The sequence below is a fragment of the Halorubrum sp. DM2 genome, assembly GCF_901686465.1.
In the GTDB taxonomy this organism is placed as follows: domain Archaea; phylum Halobacteriota; class Halobacteria; order Halobacteriales; family Haloferacaceae; genus Halorubrum.
The window spans coordinates 3,145,056-3,162,017 of the sequence record NZ_LR594487.1; the positions used below are offsets into that span (position 1 = coordinate 3,145,056).

The 16,962-nt window shown below is 68.7% G+C and carries 13 protein-coding genes; 4 read left to right on the forward strand and 9 right to left on the reverse strand.

The annotated features are described in order from the left end of the window. Positions 1-56 precede the first annotated feature (56 nt). The 8 genes from QOL69_RS15790 to QOL69_RS15825 all read right to left on the reverse strand — a co-directional run bounded on the left by QOL69_RS15790 (position 57) and on the right by QOL69_RS15825 (position 11,611). Complete coding sequence (locus tag QOL69_RS15790) at positions 57-281, reverse strand: hypothetical protein (protein WP_283403952.1); 225 nt, start codon at positions 279-281, stop codon at positions 57-59. 91 nt (positions 282-372) lie between these two features. After that, on the reverse strand, positions 373-591 hold the full coding sequence (locus QOL69_RS15795) for a hypothetical protein (protein ID WP_048078117.1): 219 nt from the start codon (positions 589-591) through the stop codon (positions 373-375). Between the two features lie 99 nt (positions 592-690). Beyond that, complete coding sequence (locus QOL69_RS15800; RefSeq protein ID WP_283403953.1) at positions 691-3,822, reverse strand: hypothetical protein; 3,132 nt, start codon at positions 3,820-3,822, stop codon at positions 691-693. Between the two features lie 351 nt (positions 3,823-4,173). Further along, positions 4,174-5,946: a right-handed parallel beta-helix repeat-containing protein gene (locus QOL69_RS15805; RefSeq protein WP_283403954.1), complete on the reverse strand. Its 1,773-nt coding sequence runs from the start codon at positions 5,944-5,946 to the stop codon at positions 4,174-4,176. Then, a complete protein-coding gene (locus tag QOL69_RS15810) occupies positions 5,943-7,532 on the reverse strand; it encodes an alkaline phosphatase family protein (RefSeq protein WP_283403955.1) in 1,590 nt (529 codons plus the stop codon). The genes QOL69_RS15805 and QOL69_RS15810 overlap by 4 nt, the downstream gene beginning before the upstream one ends. 112 nt (positions 7,533-7,644) lie before the next feature. After that, positions 7,645-8,877: an alginate lyase family protein gene (locus QOL69_RS15815; protein ID WP_283403956.1), complete on the reverse strand. Its 1,233-nt coding sequence runs from the start codon at positions 8,875-8,877 to the stop codon at positions 7,645-7,647. Further along, entirely contained in the window at positions 8,874-10,046 is a 1,173-nt protein-coding gene (locus tag QOL69_RS15820) for an FG-GAP repeat domain-containing protein (RefSeq protein WP_283403957.1), read from the reverse strand. The genes QOL69_RS15815 and QOL69_RS15820 overlap by 4 nt, the downstream gene beginning before the upstream one ends. A gap of 59 nt (positions 10,047-10,105) precedes the next feature. Next, positions 10,106-11,611, reverse strand: coding sequence for a lipopolysaccharide biosynthesis protein (locus tag QOL69_RS15825; protein WP_283403958.1), 1,506 nt, complete (start codon positions 11,609-11,611; stop codon positions 10,106-10,108). A 163-nt stretch (positions 11,612-11,774) separates the two neighbouring features. Between QOL69_RS15825 and QOL69_RS15830 the strand changes: the two genes are divergently transcribed. Continuing rightward, on the forward strand, positions 11,775-12,743 hold the full coding sequence (locus QOL69_RS15830) for a glycosyltransferase family 2 protein (protein WP_283403959.1): 969 nt from the start codon (positions 11,775-11,777) through the stop codon (positions 12,741-12,743). Here QOL69_RS15830 and glmS read toward each other — a convergent pair. Beyond that, positions 12,733-14,547: a glutamine--fructose-6-phosphate transaminase (isomerizing) gene (gene glmS / locus QOL69_RS15835; protein WP_283403960.1), complete on the reverse strand. Its 1,815-nt coding sequence runs from the start codon at positions 14,545-14,547 to the stop codon at positions 12,733-12,735. The two genes, QOL69_RS15830 and glmS, sit on opposite strands and share 11 nt — an antisense overlap. Before the next feature lie 545 nt (positions 14,548-15,092). On the opposite strand from glmS, the gene QOL69_RS15840 reads away from it, so the two are divergent. The 3 genes from QOL69_RS15840 to QOL69_RS15850 all read left to right on the forward strand — a co-directional run bounded on the left by QOL69_RS15840 (position 15,093) and on the right by QOL69_RS15850 (position 16,827). Then, positions 15,093-15,596, forward strand: coding sequence for a DUF7344 domain-containing protein (locus QOL69_RS15840; protein WP_283403961.1), 504 nt, complete (start codon positions 15,093-15,095; stop codon positions 15,594-15,596). A 190-nt stretch (positions 15,597-15,786) separates the two neighbouring features. Further along, positions 15,787-16,341, forward strand: coding sequence for a DUF7344 domain-containing protein (locus tag QOL69_RS15845; protein WP_283403962.1), 555 nt, complete (start codon positions 15,787-15,789; stop codon positions 16,339-16,341). Positions 16,342-16,563: 222 nt separating this feature from the next. Then, a complete protein-coding gene (locus QOL69_RS15850; RefSeq protein WP_283403963.1) occupies positions 16,564-16,827 on the forward strand; it encodes a HalOD1 output domain-containing protein in 264 nt (87 codons plus the stop codon). Positions 16,828-16,962: the final 135 nt, after the last annotated feature.

Consider the following 16,962-nt stretch of genomic DNA (forward strand, 5'->3'; position numbering starts at 1 on the left):
CCGGTCGGGCGGTCCGCACCGAGAACGAGTCGAACGCGGCTCGGCGGGACTCCCCTCTACGAGTCGTCGTCCCGGAACGCCTCGACGCCCGGGAGGTCGGAGACGCCCTCGTGTTGGCCGGTGTACTCGGCTCCCTCCGTCGCCGCCTCGAACGTCTCCTCGTCCGGGTACTCGCGGACGGTCAGCACGCGCCCGCCGTCGACGGCGAACACGATCTCCACGGACCCGTCGTCGTGTCGGTACTCCGCGGCCTTTCTCGCCGAGTCGGCAGGCTCTTTCATTTCTTCGGCGTTCGAGCGTCAACGGCTTACCCGTTTCGGCCGTGTTCGGCCCGAAACGCCGAGCGTTCGCCGGCTCGGCCGCGGCTCCGGTCTACCGGTTGTCGACCAGGTCCGCGACGTCCGCCGGCGCGACCACGACGAACGCCTCCTCGCGGAGCAGGTCGTCGTCGCCGGGGAGGTAGAGGAACTTGTCGGAGTCGACTCCCGCCGCCCGGATCCGCTCCCACTCGTCGAGGTCGTAGCCGAGGTCGTCCCCGGCCGGATCGTCGGGCTGACCCTCCCACTCCCCGTCGAGCGAGCTCCGGGTCACGGCTCTCTCCCTCGGCGGTCCGGTCCGCTCACGGCTCTCGCAGCGGACCCGCCGAGACGCCGAGCGACCGACGGACGGCACTGGTGTGACGCCATCGGTCTACCTCCGGAAGGTGAGCGAGGCGTCGCCGTCCAGCCGTAGCCGCGCGATGTCCCCGGAGAAGCCGAACGTGTCGCGGTCGTCATCGACCGTGCCGCTGGCGACGGCACCGTCCGCGTCGTCCGCCGCCTCGGCTCCCCACGGCCCGTCGCGTTTCGCGATCGACCCGGTCGTCTCGACGAGGTAGCTCGCCTCGACGCCGTCGCCGACGACGACGAGCTCGTGCGGCAGGTCGTGCTCCGTTCCGAGCGTCCCGGGATCGACGGGGTCGCCGTCGACCCGAACGACCGGGTCGCCGTCGACCTGGAACTCCGTGAACTCGCCGGTGACCTCGTAGGCGTCGACCCCGCCCTCGACGGCGGCGGCAACGGCCGACCCGTCGATCGCGTCGTCGGTCGCGCCGTCGCCGGCCGCGACGCTCCCGTCCGTCCCGAACGCGTACGCGAGCCGGTCGGTCGTGTGGCTACCGTCGATCTCGACGGTGCGGACGGTCGCGCCGAGCTCGTCCGGGTCGACGGTCTCGCCGTCCAGCCGGACCGGAACGTCGTCGTCGACCTCGAAGGCGGTGAACTCGCCGGTGATCTCGTAGGAGTCGATACCGCCCTCAACGTGGCCCGAGACGGTCGTCCCGTCGATCTCGTCGCTCTCGTTGGCGCGCGCGCCGGGAGCGACGCTCCCGTCGACGGTGAACGTGTAGTCGATCCGGTCGTAGGTGACGCTCCCGTCGATGACGAGGGTCTTCGCCTCCGTCGGCGCGTCGGTCGAGTCGCCGTCCCCGCTCGTGTCGTTCGAACCGCCGGCGTCGGAATCGGTGTCGTCTGACGTGGAGCCGGTGACGTCGGACGCGGAGTCGTCCGTCTCGTCGTCGGACTCCTCCGTCTCCGAGACGACCAACTCCGACGGCTCGACCGTCTCGCCGTCCAGCCGGACCGGCACGTCGCCGTCGACGTCGAACGCGGTGAACTCTCCCGTGACCTCGTAGGAGTCGATTCCGCCTTCCACCTGTCCGGTGACGGCCGTCCCGTCGATCGCGTCGTCCGGGTTGGCCCGCGGACCGGCCGTGACGCTCCCCTCGACGGTGAACGTGTAGTCGACCCGGTCGTACGTGTCGCTCCCGTCGATGACGAGCTCCTTGCCGTCGGTCGAATCGTCCGTCGGGCCGCTGTCCCCGCTCGTGGAATCGCTGTCATCGGACGTGGAGCCGTCCGTCTCATCGTCGGACTCCTCTGTCTCCGAGACGACTAACTCCGACGGCTCGACCGTTTCGCCGTCCAGCCGGACCGCGGCGTCGCCGTCGACTTGGAAGTCCGTGAACTCGCCGGTCACCCAGAAGGAATCGATTCCGCCCTCGACCTGCCCGGAGACGGTCGTCCCGTCGATCGCGTCGTCCGGGTTGGCCCGCGGACCGGCCGCGACGCTCCCGTCGACGGTGAACGTGTACGTGATCCGGTCGTACGTGTCGCTCCCGTCGACGACGAGTTCCCGGCTGCCGTCCGGTCGGGTCGCCGCGGAGTCGTCGGTCGAGTCGTCGGTCTCCTCCGACTCGGAGCCGTCGGTCGACCCCGACGACGCCGGCTCGGGGTTCGGGAACGGGCACGATCCCTCCCGGGTTATCGACGAGCTCGACGCCGTCGAGTTCTCTAAGGTGATCTCCCTGCCGGTCACGTCGATGGTCGAGTCCTCGACGACGCCGCCGCTCGCGTCCTCGAAGTTGATCCCGTCGCGGCTCGATCCGGACTGGTGGATACAGCAGTTCCGGACGACCGAGTCGTCCGCCTCGACCAGTCGGACCGCCTCGCGGCCGGACGCCGATCCGGTGATGCTGACGTTCTCCATCCGGATCCAGTGGGGCTCCGGCGACGTCTGCTGCCACTCGCGCCAGGAGATCGTACCGGGTCGCCCCCGACGGACCGCCCACATCCGGTCGATGTCCACCTGAACGCGAGTGTTCTCGACGGAGAGGCTCCGACCCTGCGGCGAGAGGTTGATCATGGCGATCCCGTTGGGCGCGTTCCTGCCCACGAGCTCGCAGTCGCGGACTTCCGCCCCCGCCGGGATCGGCTGGGCCCCTTCGATCTGGACGCCCTGCTCGATCTGAACCCCGCGCATCCCGAAGCCGGTGGAGATGTCACCCAGCTCCGGCCCGGTGTACTTCTCGAAGTCGATCTCGACCGTACAGTTCTCGATGTAGCTCCCCTCCCCGCCGATGCGTACGTTCGCGGCGTTGTTGTTGAGGAAGTAGCAGTCGACGATCTCCACCTGTCCGGGCGTCCGAGAGGTGTACGTGCCGTTGTTGCCGAACTCGCGGAAGTCACACCCCTCGATGCGGACGGTCCCCTTGTTCGTCCAGCCGACCCAGACGCCGATCCGCCCGTTGCCCCTCGCGTACCCGTCGACGCGGGACCCCTTCTTCGCGACCGCGTTCCGCAGGACCCCCCGCCCGTCCTCGCTCGTGACCGCGAGCAGGAAGGCGCTGACCTGTCCCGAGTTGTCGGTGAGTCCCCGCCCGAGGAACTCGACGTCCTGAATGTGGAACCGGTTCCGGCACCTGAGCCGGATCCCGGTCGTCGTGTCGTCGGCGCGCATGTCGACGTCGACGTTCTCGATGAGCACGTCGTCCGGCACCGGGTCGTAGTTGAACAGGAACCCGGTGTGGCCGGTCGGGGGGACGAACCGCACGTCGCCCTCGCCGAGCACCCCGACGCGGTCGGCGTCGATCTCGAACTCCCCGTCGAACAGGTACTCGCCCTCGGGGAACCGCACCAGCGTCCCCTCGGTGAGCGCGTCGTCGAGACGATCGTTCACCGCCCCGTTCCCGGACGGGTCCAGCCCGAGGTCGTCGACCGCGTTCAGCACCCGATCGAACTCGATCCCGTGGCGGGTCGTTCCCCCGGCGGCGGCGACCGAACCCGACGAGCCCGCGGCGACCGCGGCCGCGGCCGCTCCGGCCATCTTCAGGTAGCCGCGTCGGTCGAGCAGCCGACTGTCGCCTCGTGGGTCGTCTCCGCCCGCCGCGTCGGTTTCGCGGTCGTCGCGGACGTCCGCGTCGGCCTCGTAGCCTTCACCTACTCCGTCTTCGCGGCCGTAATTGGTTCCTACTGTGCCGCCGTCGGGTGCCCGTTCTTTGGACATGGCCGGGATTTCCGAGGTTACTATGATATTCGTTTTCGCCAGTAACTGACCGGGTGGGGACGGATGCCCCCGCTTGGTTACCAAGTGGTGGCCGGGTGTTACCGGCACCGTTCATTTCACGGTAGGAGGTGTCTACCACCCAACCTATCCGGATAGAATCCAGTAATCCGTTCATAGCCACGAGTAGGACACCCTTACCGAAGGAAACGGGGGGATCGATTGAGCGATCGTGCCGGCATCGAGATCCAGCGGTCCGCCGGCGCGCAGAGAGGGCCGGCGCGCAGAGAGGGCCACCGGGAAGGGACCGCGTCGGTCGCGGTCAGTTCCGGTCGCCGCCCGAGGCGACTGCGCTCACGGTCGGTTCAGGACCCGCCCGACGGGGACCCCGTCCTCCAGCGCGTCGACGCCGATCCGGAGCGAGTCGGAGCCGGCGGCCAGCAGCGCGGAGGCGGCGGGACCGAGCCCGAGACAGACGTCGTCGGTCCCGGAGCTTCGGGCGAGCGTCCGGAGCACGGACGGGTCCGTGAGTTCGATCCCGGACCCGTCGTCGCCGAACCGCTCCAAGACCGTTCCGACGCCGAGACACAGGAGGTCGTCGTCGGAGTTCGCCGGGTCAACCTCGACGACGACCGGGTGGCCGTCCGTCCGGATCGCGCCCCCGGTCACCGCGCTCTTCGGCGAGCTGTCCAGGAGGACCCCGTCCCGGTCCGCGCCGCGGCAGGTTATCTCGCAGTCCGTCACCCTCGATCCCGGTGCCGATTGGAGGTCTATCGCGACGCCCCCGGACGCGTCCCCGCCGACCGTGACGTTCCGTAGTCGCGTCCAGTGCGGCCCCGGCGGCCGCTGCCGGTCCGGTCGGAACGGGAGCGCTCCCACCGGTCCCCGGCGCACCGCCGGCGTCCCGTCGATGTCACAGCGGATCTCCGTGTCGCGGACGGTGAGGTTCCGGGCCACCGGCGACTGTTCGATGACCGACTGCGACAGCGGCGACGAGCGAGCGTGGAGCGTACAGCCGCGGATCTCCGCGCCGCCCGGAAGCGCCGGTGCGTCCGTCCGCTGGATGCCCTGCTCGACGACGATCGCCCGGGTGTTGAACTCCGTCGAGGTGTCTACCGTCCCGCCGGTGTATCTGTCGAGGTCTATCTCGACCGTACAGTTCTCGACGTAGCTCCCCGCGCCGCCGATGCGCGGGCCGCAGACGTTGTTGTTGAGGAAGTAGCAGCCGACGACCTCGACGTTCCCGGGCGTTCGGGAGCCGTACACGCCGTTGTTACCGAACTCGCGGAAATCGCAGTTCTCGATGCGGACCGTCCCCTTGTTCGACCAGCCGACCCACACGCCTATCCGACCGTTTCCGCCCTCGTATCCGTCGATCCGAGACCCCTTCTTCGCCACCACGTTCCGCAGGACTCCGCGCCCGTTCTCGCTGCGGACCGCGAGGAGGAACGCGCTCGTCGTCCCGCCGGACGAGGGGTTCGTCCCGCGCCCGACGAACTCGACGTTCTCGACGTGAAAATGGTGCCGACAGTTGAGCCGGATTCCGGCCGTCGTCGCCGGCGCGCGGATATCGATATCGACGTTCTCGACGAGGACGTCGTCGACGGCCGCTCCCTGTCCGTCGAACAGCAGTCTGTCGAACCCGAAGTCTGGGGAGAGTTCGACGGCCTCCAGTCCGAGAATCCCGACGCGCTCGGCGTCGAGGGACACGGAACCGCCGAACCGGTAGCTCCCCTTCGGAAACGCCAGCAGCGTCCCGTCGTTCGACAGCGCGTCCTCGACGTCGTCCTCCGCCGCGACCTCGCCCGACGGGTCCAGTCCGAGGTCGTTGACCGCGTTCAGCACCCGGTCGAACTCGATCCCGTGGCGGCTACCGAGCCGGTCCGCGTCGAACTCGATCCGTGCGCCGTCGCCGTCCGTTCCGTTTCCGGACGCGTCCGCTCCCGGATCGGCCGAGCCGTCTGTCGGTTCCGCGGAGTTCCCGTCCAGACAGCCGGCGACCGACGCCGCGGCGGCACCGAGGGCCGCGAGGTAGGGGCGTCTGCCGCAGCGTCGCTCGGGGTCGCCGCCGAGATTCGCCCCTCCGGTCCGGTCGTCGGAGCCGCCGTCGTCTGACTTCCGGTTCATCGGTACCCGAGTCCGCGGAGGCGCTCCTCGACCGCCTCGTCGCTTCCCGGCCCGTCGGTCGCGGCGGCGGACCCGCGGCGGTCCAGTCTGGTCACCTCGCGAGTCGCCGGCGGCGAACCGGGTTCGAACGCCTCCGACAGGACTCGACCCTGCGCGGCCGTCGGAACCGGCTCGCCGAGCCCGTGGAGCAGGGTCGGCGTCACGTCGACGACCGAGGCACCCTCCACCGTGGCCCCGGCCGCTATCGAGGGGCCGCGGGCGAAGAACACGCCCTCCGGGCGGTGGTAGCCGGCGATCCCGTCGGCGTCGACGACGGCCTCGTCGGCGAGTCCGGGCTTGACGTGGTACCCCTCGACGCCCTCGACGACCACGTCGGGGGCGAACTCGTCCTCCGGATTGAGGTCGTCGCCGTCGTGAACCGAGAGCACCGGATCGCCGGTCTCGGGGTCCGTGAGCGCCGAGAGCGCGGCCATCACGTCGGCCTTGACCCGGTCGCGGTCGGCCGGGTCGACGGCCCCGTCCTCGAAGCGATCGGTGTCGTTGACGTACACGCTTCCCAGCCCGTGGAGGAACGCCCGCGTCCGCTCGGAGTCGACGTCGTAGAGGGCGTGGTCGCCGGGGACGGTCCGGGCCGCCCTGTCGACGACGGACGCGGGGAGCCGCTCGACGAGCGTCTTGTCGTCGACGCCGATCCGCGCCAGCGCACTCAGGACGCGCGACTTTGTCATCCCGGTCCGCGAGAGCGCGGCCCGGAGTCCGGTCGGCTCCTTCGGCGTCAACAGCCCGGCGTCCGCTAGCGCCCGGTTCACGTTGACGATCCGCGAGACCGGCCCGAACCCGTGGTCGGAGACGACGTAGAGGGTCGCGTCCAGCCGGTCGCAGTACGCCATCACCTCCCCGAGGACCGCGTCCAGCTCTCGGTAGTGGTCCAGGAGTACGTCCTCGTCCCAGATCAGGTGTTGGAGCCGGTCGGGCGCGGTGAACGTGAAGAAGAACAGCCGCCAGTCCTCCCGCTCCATGAGCGACCGCAACAGCTCGCGGCGCGCCGCGAACAGCGCCGCGAAGTCCTCCCGGAACTCCTCGCGTCGGTCGTCACCGTACCGGTGCCACTTGAGGCCGACGCGGTACTCCGGAATGCGCTCGCGGATCTCCTCGCCCAACGCCGGCGGGTAGGTGAACCCGTCCGCGTCGGACGTCGGCGTCATCATCCCGGCGACCATCGTCCCGTCCTCGCCGACGCCGCCGGCGGGGTACGTCATCGGGACGTTCGCGACGATCGCCGGCGAGAGCAGCTCCCACAGCGGGGGCACTCGGAGGTCCGTCCGGTTGTACGGCCGTTGGCTGTGGTCGGCGTCGAGCTTCGTGAACTCGTACAGGCCGTGGCGGTCGGGCCAGGTACCCGTCGCGATGGAGGGCCACGCGACCGGCGTGTTCGCCGGCGTCGTACTCCGGAGCGGTCCGGCGGCCCCCTCGGCGACTAACTGGGCGAACGCGGGTAGCTCGCCCGCCTCGGTCCACCGGTCGACGAGCGACCACGGGACGCCGTCGAGACCCAGAACGAACGCGCGGTCGCCGGCTTCGCTCACCGGAACCGCCCCCGTCGACACGGGTCGATCCGAATCATCGTGCCCCGCTTCGCGAGGGATCCCGTTTGTTATGCTTGTCATACTCGCCTGAGCCGTCAGTAACGGTCGAACGTCACCCGAGGTCGAGCTCGAAGCGATTGGCGTGGGTCAGCGTCGTCCACCCGAGGATCCGCCGCTCGTACAGCGGCCGCCCCATCGACTCGACGACGCGCCGGAACTCGGGGCGGGACCACCGCGAGTGCGCGAGCTCGTACACCGACCCCGCCGCCGTCCGGTCCGTGTCGGTGTACCCGTTCTCGCCGGTCCCCCACTCCCACTCGTCGGCGTCGAGCACGTACGGCCGATGGCCTTCGAAGGCTCGGCAGAGCGCGCTCTCGTCGTCTCCCGGGAGGCGGTAGCCGTAGAGGTCGACGCCGTAGTGGCGGGCGATCTCCGCGGTGAGGGTCAGCGCCTTCAGCCCGTACACCGAGTACTCCAGCCCGTCGACCCGTCCGATCTCGTGTTTCAAGAGGCCGTCCGGCTGGAGCTGGTCGAGCGCGCGCTCGCGCCAGTCGCCGAACGCCAGCGACAGCGCGTCGCGGTCGTCGAGGTAGGCCGCCGCGGTCGCTCGCGCGAGGATCCACCAAGCGTAGATGTTGTTTTTGACCGTTCCGACGTACCGCTGTTCCCCTCGCCCGGCTTCGAGGTCAGCGAGGTACGTCTCGACCCACGTCCGGAGCTCCGCCCGGTCGGCCTCCGCGGTCGACCACTGCGGGGAGTCGCGGACGAGCGCCGCGCCGTACAGGAGCGTCGGAACGGTGATGTGGAGTTCGATCGAGAAGTACGTCTCGCCGAAGTTCCGACCGGAGGGATACATCCGCGTGTCGGGGTCGAGAAACCAGTGGTCGAGCAGCTCGATCGCCTCGCGGGCGAACCGTTCCTCGGACGTGAACGCGTACGCCAGCCCGAGGTCGCGGACCCGCGTACCCATCTCGATCGCGGCCTGGTAGTCGGGGCGCTCCTCGCCGGTCGCGAACCGATTCTCGTCGACGCCGTCCGGAGAGCCGTCGTCGACGACGCTCAACGGCGTCGCGCCGAGCGCGCGCTCCGCGTCGCGCAGCTGGGCGTCGTACGCCGACCGCCAGGGCTCCTCGTCGTCGCCCACCCGGTCCCGGACCGCGACCACCTCGTTGCCGTCGAGGAACCCGGCGTACACGGCGGGATCGTCTCGGATCTCTTCGGGCGCGCCGGAGTCGGTCGTGTTCGACCCGGAGCCGCAGCCGGCGAGGACCCCCGCGGCCCCGAGCGCCGCGGCCCCGCGCAGGAGGTCGCGACGCGAAGCCCCGTCGCCGTCGCGCTCGGTCACCGTTCACCGTCGCGCTCGTTGTGCCAGACGTCGACGTGGTGGTCGGGGGTGTACGACTTCCCGACGACGTCCGGGAGGCCGGTGCCGGTGAGGTCCACCGCCTTCGCCTCGTGGGTCTCGACGCCCTCCGCGACGACGGTCCGCTCGAACTGCCCGTCGCCCTCGTTTCTGAACACGTAATGTCTCGGGATCCGGTTCTCGCCGAGACTCATCTCCGCCGCGTAGACGTCGAGTCGGCCGTTTCCGTCGAAGTCGGCCAGTTGGAGGCTGTGTGGACAGAACAGCCCGTCCGCGATCACCGTCTCCTCCCACCCGTCGTCTCGGCGGTCGAACAGCCCGACCCGCCCGGGGTGGGTCCCGTAGGTGGGGGAGTCCCCCTCCGCGAGAACGACCTCGTACTCGCCGTCGGCGTCGATGTCCCCGACCGCGACGCGGACATCGTCCCAGTCGACGGCGATCGGCTCGCGGTCCCACTCGTGGGTCCCCTCGCGGCGACGGTAGAGGTCCGTGCCGACGACGAGCTCCGTCCGACCGTCGCCGTCGAGGTCGCCGATCCACACCCCCTCGGCGTCGCTGTCCCCGTCGACGACGTGACAGTTCTCCGCGGGCCACGGGCCGTCGGTCGGGTCCGCGGGAACGTCGTAGTAGAACACCGTGTCGGAGCGCTGTGAGAGCCCCACGACCTCCGGCTCGCCGTCGTCGTCGACGTCGCCGAACGCGAGGTCGTGGTACTTCTCGAACCGGTCCGTGACCAAGTGCCGCTCCCAGCTTCCGCGCGGGTCCGACGGCTGTTCGAACCAGAAGACCCCGTTGTAGTGGATCCCCTGTCCGGCGAGGACGTCGACGCGGCCGTCGCCGTCGACGTCGCCGAGCGCGCAGCCGACCCCGAGCTGCGGGACGTCGGAGATGGCGTGTCGCTCCCAGCCGGGGTTCTCGTACCAGAACAGCGTCGGCCCGGCGAGACCCGTCGCCTGCTTGATCCCCTCCACGCTCGGCAGTCGGGTCCGCCCTCCGGCCACGAACAGCTTCGTCTCCGGGCCGGCACCGCCGACGATAACGTCCGGGCGACCGTTACCGGTGAGGTCCGTCGTCAGGCAGATGCCGAGCTTGGTCGTCGGAGGAGCCGAGTCGATGACTTCGTGGCGGAAGCCGTGTCGTTGTGTCTGCATGGATCCGACCTGGGGGGTGATCGGCATTGTTACCGATCGCCTACGCGCCCCCTCGGGGGTCAGATCGCCCCGGCGAAGTTCCGGAGCGTCTCGCGCAGTTCCCAGTTCAGCTGGGTCTCGAACAGCCCGACCGCGGCCCCATACACCGCGACGCCGGCCGCGACGAGGACGACCAGTTCGAGGATCGCCCATTCGAGCGTCAGCGTGGCCTGGAGCCAGAGGACGACCCCGCCCATGAGGAGGCTCGCGACGGCCGGGTAGGCAATCTCTCTGAGCAGCCGACCGAGGCTCGTCTCGACCGACTTGATCACGAGGTACACGTCGATCGGCATCACCGGGAAGACGTAGACGCCGAGGACGGCCGCCGCGGTCCCCACGATTCCGAACTCGCGGGTGACTGGAATGATGATCGCCGCCGTCAACACGAGCCGGAAGACGCCAAGTTTCGCCATGTAGTCGGGGCGACCGAGCGCCTTCCACACCGGCGAGTACGCCGACCCCAGCGCGATGAGGAGGCCGTACACCGCGACGATCTGCATCACCGGCACCGCCGGCCCCCACCCGGGTCCGAGGACGGCCTCGACGAAGGTCGGCGCGACGACCCCGATCCCCACTGAGGCGGGAAACGCGATCACCATCGTCACCTGAAGCGTTCGGTAAAACGCCGACCTGAGGGCGGGGATGTCGTCTTGAAGCTGGGAGTACGCCGGAAAGGCGACGCTCGAAATGATCTGCGAGATCTCCGTCGCCGGTGCCTTGGCAAACTGGTACGCGACCTGATATAATCCGAGCGACGTGGCGGACAGTAGCCATCCGATGACCGCGTCGTCACCCTGATTAATGACGAAGTAGACGCTCTCGGAGCCGGTGATCCACTTCCCGAACCCGAACAGGTCGCGGGCGATGTCGAGGTTGAGTTCGGGCCACGGGCGGTAGCCGTGGACGGCGTACGACGCCAGCAATCGCGCGGCGTCGGAGGCGATGTATCCCAAGACGAGCGCCCAGACGCTCTGCGTCGCGAGCGCGACCGCGAGCGCGACGACGAAGTTCGTCAGCGAGCCGCTCATCGTGTAGACGAACTGCTTGTGGAACTCGAGGTTCTTCCTGAAGTAGACGATACCGGGATTGCGAAGCCCTAAGAGTAGCGGCGTGAGCGCGATGGCCCGGAGGATCGGGGTGGCGCGGGGCTCACCGAAGAAGCCCGCGACGAAGGGCGCGACGCCCACGAGGATGCCGGCGAGCAGGAGTCCGCGGAGGATCTCGATGCTCCAGTAGGTGTTGAGATAGCCGTCGACGTTCCCCGACGCCTTCTGGATGAGCGCCTGATCGAACCCGATGTTCGAGAACCGCTTGAACGCCGTCAGCGTCAACAGGGCGATACCGAGCAGGCCGAAGTCCGCCGGCGAGAGCATCCGGGCGAGGATCGCGATCATCAGCAGCTGTAGGCCGCGGTCGAGGACGTTCGTTATCGTGGCCCAGATGCCGCTTTTCACCGTCTGCTCGGTGAGATCGCCGCCGGGCGTGAGGCGGGTGAGAAGCCGTCGGAGTGAAGAGAGCGGTGACATGGTGCGGTCGGTATAGTACTGTTCCCGAGAACCCGCGTCGAGGGCATTGTTATGAACGCGTTACCGGCCCGAGACGGCGGTGTCGTCGACTGTGATACGGTCGCACATACGCGGCCGCCGTGCCGCGCCGGCCGGCCGGAGCGGCGTAACGGCCGTCCTAACAATGGTTCCCCGAAGCCACATCGAACCGATGGACACACCGGACCGGCCGCTGGTCAGCGCGGTCGTGATAACCTGCGATCGCCCGGAGAAGTTGGTGGGCGCGCTCGCCAGCCTCCGCCGACAGACGTACCCGAACCTCGAACTCGTCGTCGTCGACGGCTCCCGAGAGCCGGTCGAGTCGCTCGTGCGCCGCTGTGCCGGGGACCTTCCGGTGACGTACCGCCGCGACGACGGCGAGGGGCCGGGCGCTGCCCGGAACCTCGGCATCCGCGCGACGAACGGAGAGTACGTGGCGTTCCTCGACGACGACGACAGGTGGCTTCCCGAGAAGACCGAGCGGCAGGTGGCCGCGTTCGACCCCGGGGTCGTCGCCGTCTACACGGGGCAGTTCGCGGTGCGGGACGGCGAGCGCGTCGGCGGCCGGACCTCGTCGCTATCCGGGGACGTGACCGAGGAGCTCCTCCGCGGAGCCGCCTGCGGTCCCACCTCGACGGTCATGGTCCGGCGGTCTGCGATCGACGCCGTCGGCGGGTTCGACGAGGAGCTCCCGATCTGGGAGGACCGCGAGTGGTACGTCCGGCTCTCGAAGCGGGGGGCGTTCCGGCCGGTCCCCGAGGAGCTGGTCCAGCGCGGGTTCGGGGAGTACGACCAGCTCACCGACGACTTCGAGGCCGCCCGCGACGTCGCCTATCCCCGGTTCCTCGCGACCCACCGGGAGCTGGCCGCCGAGTACGGTCCCGACTGCGAGCGCGCGCTCGTCGCGTCGCTCTCGCGGAAGCTCGGCGCGACCGCGATGGAGAACGGACGGTACGCCGACGCGCGCCGCTGGCTATCGTGCTCGCTCCGGCACGAACCGGGTCGGGCGCGGACGTGGATCTATCTGGCGCTGTCGCTCGGGGGAAGTCCGGCGTGGAACGGGGTTCGACGGGTCCGACGGGCGTACGAGTCGCTCGCCGCCGTCAGACCGTGACGCTCTTCGCGAGGTTGCGCGGCTTGTCGATCGACCGGCCGCGGCGCTTCGCGGCGTGATACGCGACGAGCTGGAGCTGGACGTTCGCGAGGACCCCCACGAGGTCCGGGTGGGTGGCGGGGACCGGCAGCACGTGGTCGGCGATCCCTTCGAGGTCGGGGGCGTCCTCGCTCGCCACCGCGATCACCGGGCCGCCCCGCGCTCGGATCTCCTTGACGTTCCCGAGCGTCTCCGTGTCGCCCTCCCGCCCGTCGAACACCGCGAACACCGGCGTGTCCTCGGTGACGAGCGCGAGCGGCCCGTGTTTCAGCTCGGCGGCGGTGAACCCCTCGGCGTGTTCGTAGGTGATCTCCTTGAACTTCAGCGCCCCCTCCAGCGCGACGGAGTGACCCGGCCCGCGTCCGATGAAGAAGTACGCGTCGGAGTCGGCGAACGCGTCGGCGACCGCCTCGGCCGCGGTGCTCTCGACGACCTGCCGGACGTACCCGGGCAGCTCGGTCAGCGCGGACAGGAAGGCCGCCGCGTCCGGGGAGGGCGAGCCGACCACGTCTCGGCGGATCCGTTCGCTGAGGAGCGACAGCGTCGCCACCTGCGAGGAGAACGACTTCGTCGCGGCCACGCCGATCTCGGGCCCGGCGCGGACCAACAGCGTGTCGTCGCACTCCCGCGTCAGCGACGAGCCGACGACGTTCGTCACCACCATCGTCCGCTCCGCGCTGGCCGCCCTGACGGCCGCTATCGTGTCCGCGGTCTCGCCGCTCTGCGAGATCGCTATCACGAGCGTCCCGTCCTCCTCGGGCGGCGGGGCCGTCGCGTACTCGGAGGACATGAACGCGCGGGCCGGAACGCCCCGGCCCGCCAACAGCGACTCGGCGTACATCGCCGCGTGGTACGACGTACCCATCGCGATCAGGTGGACCCGTTCGATCCCGTCGAAGGTCCCGGGCGGGAACCCGTCGAGGTCGACCTCCCCCGCGGCGGGGTCCGTGCGACCGCTGACGGACCGCCCGAGGGCGGTCGGCTGTTCGTTTATCTCCTTGAGCATGTAGTGGTCGTACTCGCCTTTCCCGGTGTCTTGGGGGTCCCAGTCGACGGTCTCGACCGCCCGGCGAACGCGCTCGCCGCGCTCGTCGGTGACCGTGAATCCGCTCGGAGTGACTCGGACGACATCGCCGTCTTCGAGGTACGCCACGCGGTCGGTGAACTGCAGGAACGCGGGGACGTCGCTGCCGAGGTACTGCGCCGAGTCGCCCGCGCCGACCACCAGCGGCGAGTCGTTCCGGGCCGCGTACACCGCCTCTCGCCCGCCGACGACGGCGGCGACGGCGTAGCTCCCCTCGATCCGGTCGACGGCCGCGCGGAACGCCGCCGCCGGGGCGGCCCCGTCCGACAGCGCCGACTCGATCAGATGCGGGATGACCTCGGTGTCCGTGTCGCTCTTGAAGACGTGGCCCGCCTTCGAGAGCGTTCGACGGAGTTCGTCGTAGTTCTCGATGATCCCGTTGTGGACGACCGCGACGTCGCCGGCACAGTCCGTGTGCGGGTGGGCGTTCGCGTCGGTCGGCGGACCGTGGGTGCTCCAGCGCGTGTGGCCGATGCCGATGGAACCGCTCGGCCGGCCCGTCGCGAGCGCACTCCGCAGGTCGTCGATACCGCCGGCGCACTTGCGGACCTCGACGCCACAGCCGTTCTGAACCGCGATCCCGGCCGAGTCGTAGCCGCGGTATTCGAGGTTGTCCAGCCCGACGAGGAGTTCGTCTACCGCGTCGTCGCCTGCTCCGACGCGAGCCACGATGCCGCACATTACGTGATCACCCGAATCGCCTCGCGTTCGGTGAGGGCGCTTGTTGCGGTCGTTTCGGAACCGATTTTCATACCCTCCCATACCGTGACGGTTACTTTGTTATGGACCGGATTGCGAAACCGACTGCGAGTAAGGGAGTGATACCCACGTCGGCCGATGCCCGTCGTCTCGCACCGTCTCCGCCACGTTCTTCGTCGTAGCTTCCCTGAGTCCAGTCGAACGCCGACCGGCATCGGACCGTTTCACTCGGTTTCTCAAAACATAGTTATTCAGTTAATTTGAGAAACATATAAATAGGCTTGATTACGTTGAACTGACAAGACTGACTTACCTCACATAGGAATGAACTACTCAGTTTAGAAACCAAAACAAAACAACCAGATGAACGAGACCCACAACGATCTGCCCGGTCAGACAGTACGGAACGGTGAGAGAAGATGAGTGCCAGATCGGACGGTGAATCACCCGATTCGAACCGAGTCCGCCCGGAAACCACGGATCCGGGTCCCACCGCGTCGGACGAGGATCCGGTAGCTGCGGAACCGGTGGCCATCGAAGACGCCGCGATCGGCTTCGATCAGCTGTTCGAGATCCTGAAAAACCAGCGGCGGCGGCGCGTGCTACAGTATCTGATCGAGAACGACGGCGAGGTGACGTTGGATCATCTGGCCGAGGAGATCGCCGCGCGCGAGACGGGGAAAGACATCAAACAGATCACCTCACAGGAACGCAAGCGCGTCTACGTCGGACTGTATCAGTGCCATCTGCCGAAGATGGACGACTACGGTGCGATCTCGTACAACAAGCCGCGAGGGCGGATCGAGATGGGCGAGCACACGTCCCTGTTCGACCGCTACCTCGCCGTCGAGACCGACGAGACCGAACCCGGACTGACGCGGTATCACTCGACGCTGTCGCTTCTCGTCGGCCTCCTGCTCGTCGTGCCCGTCGTCGTCGGGGCGCTCGGGTCGAACGCGACGCTCCAAGTGATCACCGCCCTCCTCGTCGGGGGACTCGTCGGCGTGTCGGCGGTCCGCCTGCTGCGGTAGCCCGCGGTCCGCCCCGTTTCCGTGAATTCCGGCCGTGAGAGGTACTCTTTCTGTGCGCGTCACCGCCGGACGAATCGGCGGTAGGACTCTCTTAAACCCGAGTAATCCGGTCCATAACTATCGGCCGTTTGCGGGATCAGGCGGGTATGTACGGAGACGGAACCGACGAGGGAGACCGGGACGCCTACCGATGAGCTCCGCCGAGACGGACGGGCTGACGGCGGACGGCGTCTTCGAGCTGCTGAGCAACCACCGACGGCGAATGGTGTTGTACTACCTCCGGACGAACGGGAGGTCGGTCGGGGTCCAAGAGCTCGCCACCCAGATCGCGTCGATGGAGAACGACGTCCCGACCGACGAGCTGACCAGCCAACAGCGCAAACGGGTCTACGTCTCGCTGTATCAGACCCACCTCCCGAAGATGGCGGACATGGATATCGTTGAGTACGACAAGGACAGCGGGACCGTCCAACTCGCCGGACGGGCCGACGACATCGACGACTACCTCACGACGGACGACGAGCCGGCGTACCCGTGGCGGTTCCACTACACCCTCCTCGCGATCGGGGGGGCGGCCGCGCTGTCGCTGTTCGCTCTGGACGCACCGGGCTTCGACGCCGTTCCCGTGTCGGTCTTGGCCGCCGCCATCCTCGTCGCGTTCGCGGGGTCGGTCGTCGGACAGTACTGGCAGGCCCAGCGCGGCACCGATGAGGTTCCGGTCGAACTGAGTCGGTACGATCAGTGATCGTCCGACACACCGGAGGGGCGTCTCCCGATCCTCACGACGATCCGAGGGCGTCGCGGGGGATCGGCCGCGGGGTCGGTCCCAGCCCCTCTCGGGGCTGGCGGCGTTAACGTCCGATTGAATCGAGTAATCCCAAGGAAGCGGAAACGGCGGTTCGAGTAAGGCCACGGGAGCGACCGATATGTGGCGTATTATTAACGGGGTCTGCGGTAGTTCGGGGGTATGAGTGGGGTCTACGACGAGATATGCGTAACCGTGAGCGAGACCGTCTCGGACGCGCTCGACGAGCCGGTGGACGCGCTCCCGCCGCTCTCCGACGCGATCGACACCGACGGGCTGGACGCGGTGATGGCGGACGACGGGGACCAGGACGTGACGATCACGTTCTCGTACGCCGAGATGTTCGTCTGCGTCCGTTCCGACTCCACCGTGTACGTCCGTCCGCAGCGTTCGTTCGAGGAACGTTCCCCGGACACCCGCATCTGAACCGCGCGCCGAACGTGTGGGCCGAGAGTCGGGCGGCCGCCGAGCAGGGACGAGCGGCGCATCGCTCGTCGGTCAGATCGCGGGGACACAATTAACTCGTATAATCACAACAGATTAATGAGTCCCAGAGGGAAA

What these genes read in the sequence shown, in the direction of transcription:
- QOL69_RS15790 (WP_283403952.1), bottom strand. Translation starts at nt 281, where the DNA reads ATGAAAGAGCCTGCCGACTCGGCGAGAAAGGCCGCGGAGTACCGACAC.
- QOL69_RS15830 (WP_283403959.1), top strand. Translation starts at nt 11,775, where the DNA reads ATGGTTCCCCGAAGCCACATCGAACCGATGGACACACCGGACCGGCCG.
- glmS (WP_283403960.1), bottom strand. Translation starts at nt 14,547, where the DNA reads ATGTGCGGCATCGTGGCTCGCGTCGGAGCAGGCGACGACGCGGTAGAC.
- QOL69_RS15850 (WP_283403963.1), top strand. Translation starts at nt 16,564, where the DNA reads ATGAGTGGGGTCTACGACGAGATATGCGTAACCGTGAGCGAGACCGTC.
- QOL69_RS15805 (WP_283403954.1), bottom strand. Translation starts at nt 5,946, where the DNA reads ATGAACCGGAAGTCAGACGACGGCGGCTCCGACGACCGGACCGGAGGG.
- QOL69_RS15820 (WP_283403957.1), bottom strand. Translation starts at nt 10,046, where the DNA reads ATGCAGACACAACGACACGGCTTCCGCCACGAAGTCATCGACTCGGCT.
- QOL69_RS15825 (WP_283403958.1), bottom strand. Translation starts at nt 11,611, where the DNA reads ATGTCACCGCTCTCTTCACTCCGACGGCTTCTCACCCGCCTCACGCCC.
- QOL69_RS15800 (WP_283403953.1), bottom strand. Translation starts at nt 3,822, where the DNA reads ATGTCCAAAGAACGGGCACCCGACGGCGGCACAGTAGGAACCAATTAC.
- QOL69_RS15845 (WP_283403962.1), top strand. Translation starts at nt 15,787, where the DNA reads ATGAGCTCCGCCGAGACGGACGGGCTGACGGCGGACGGCGTCTTCGAG.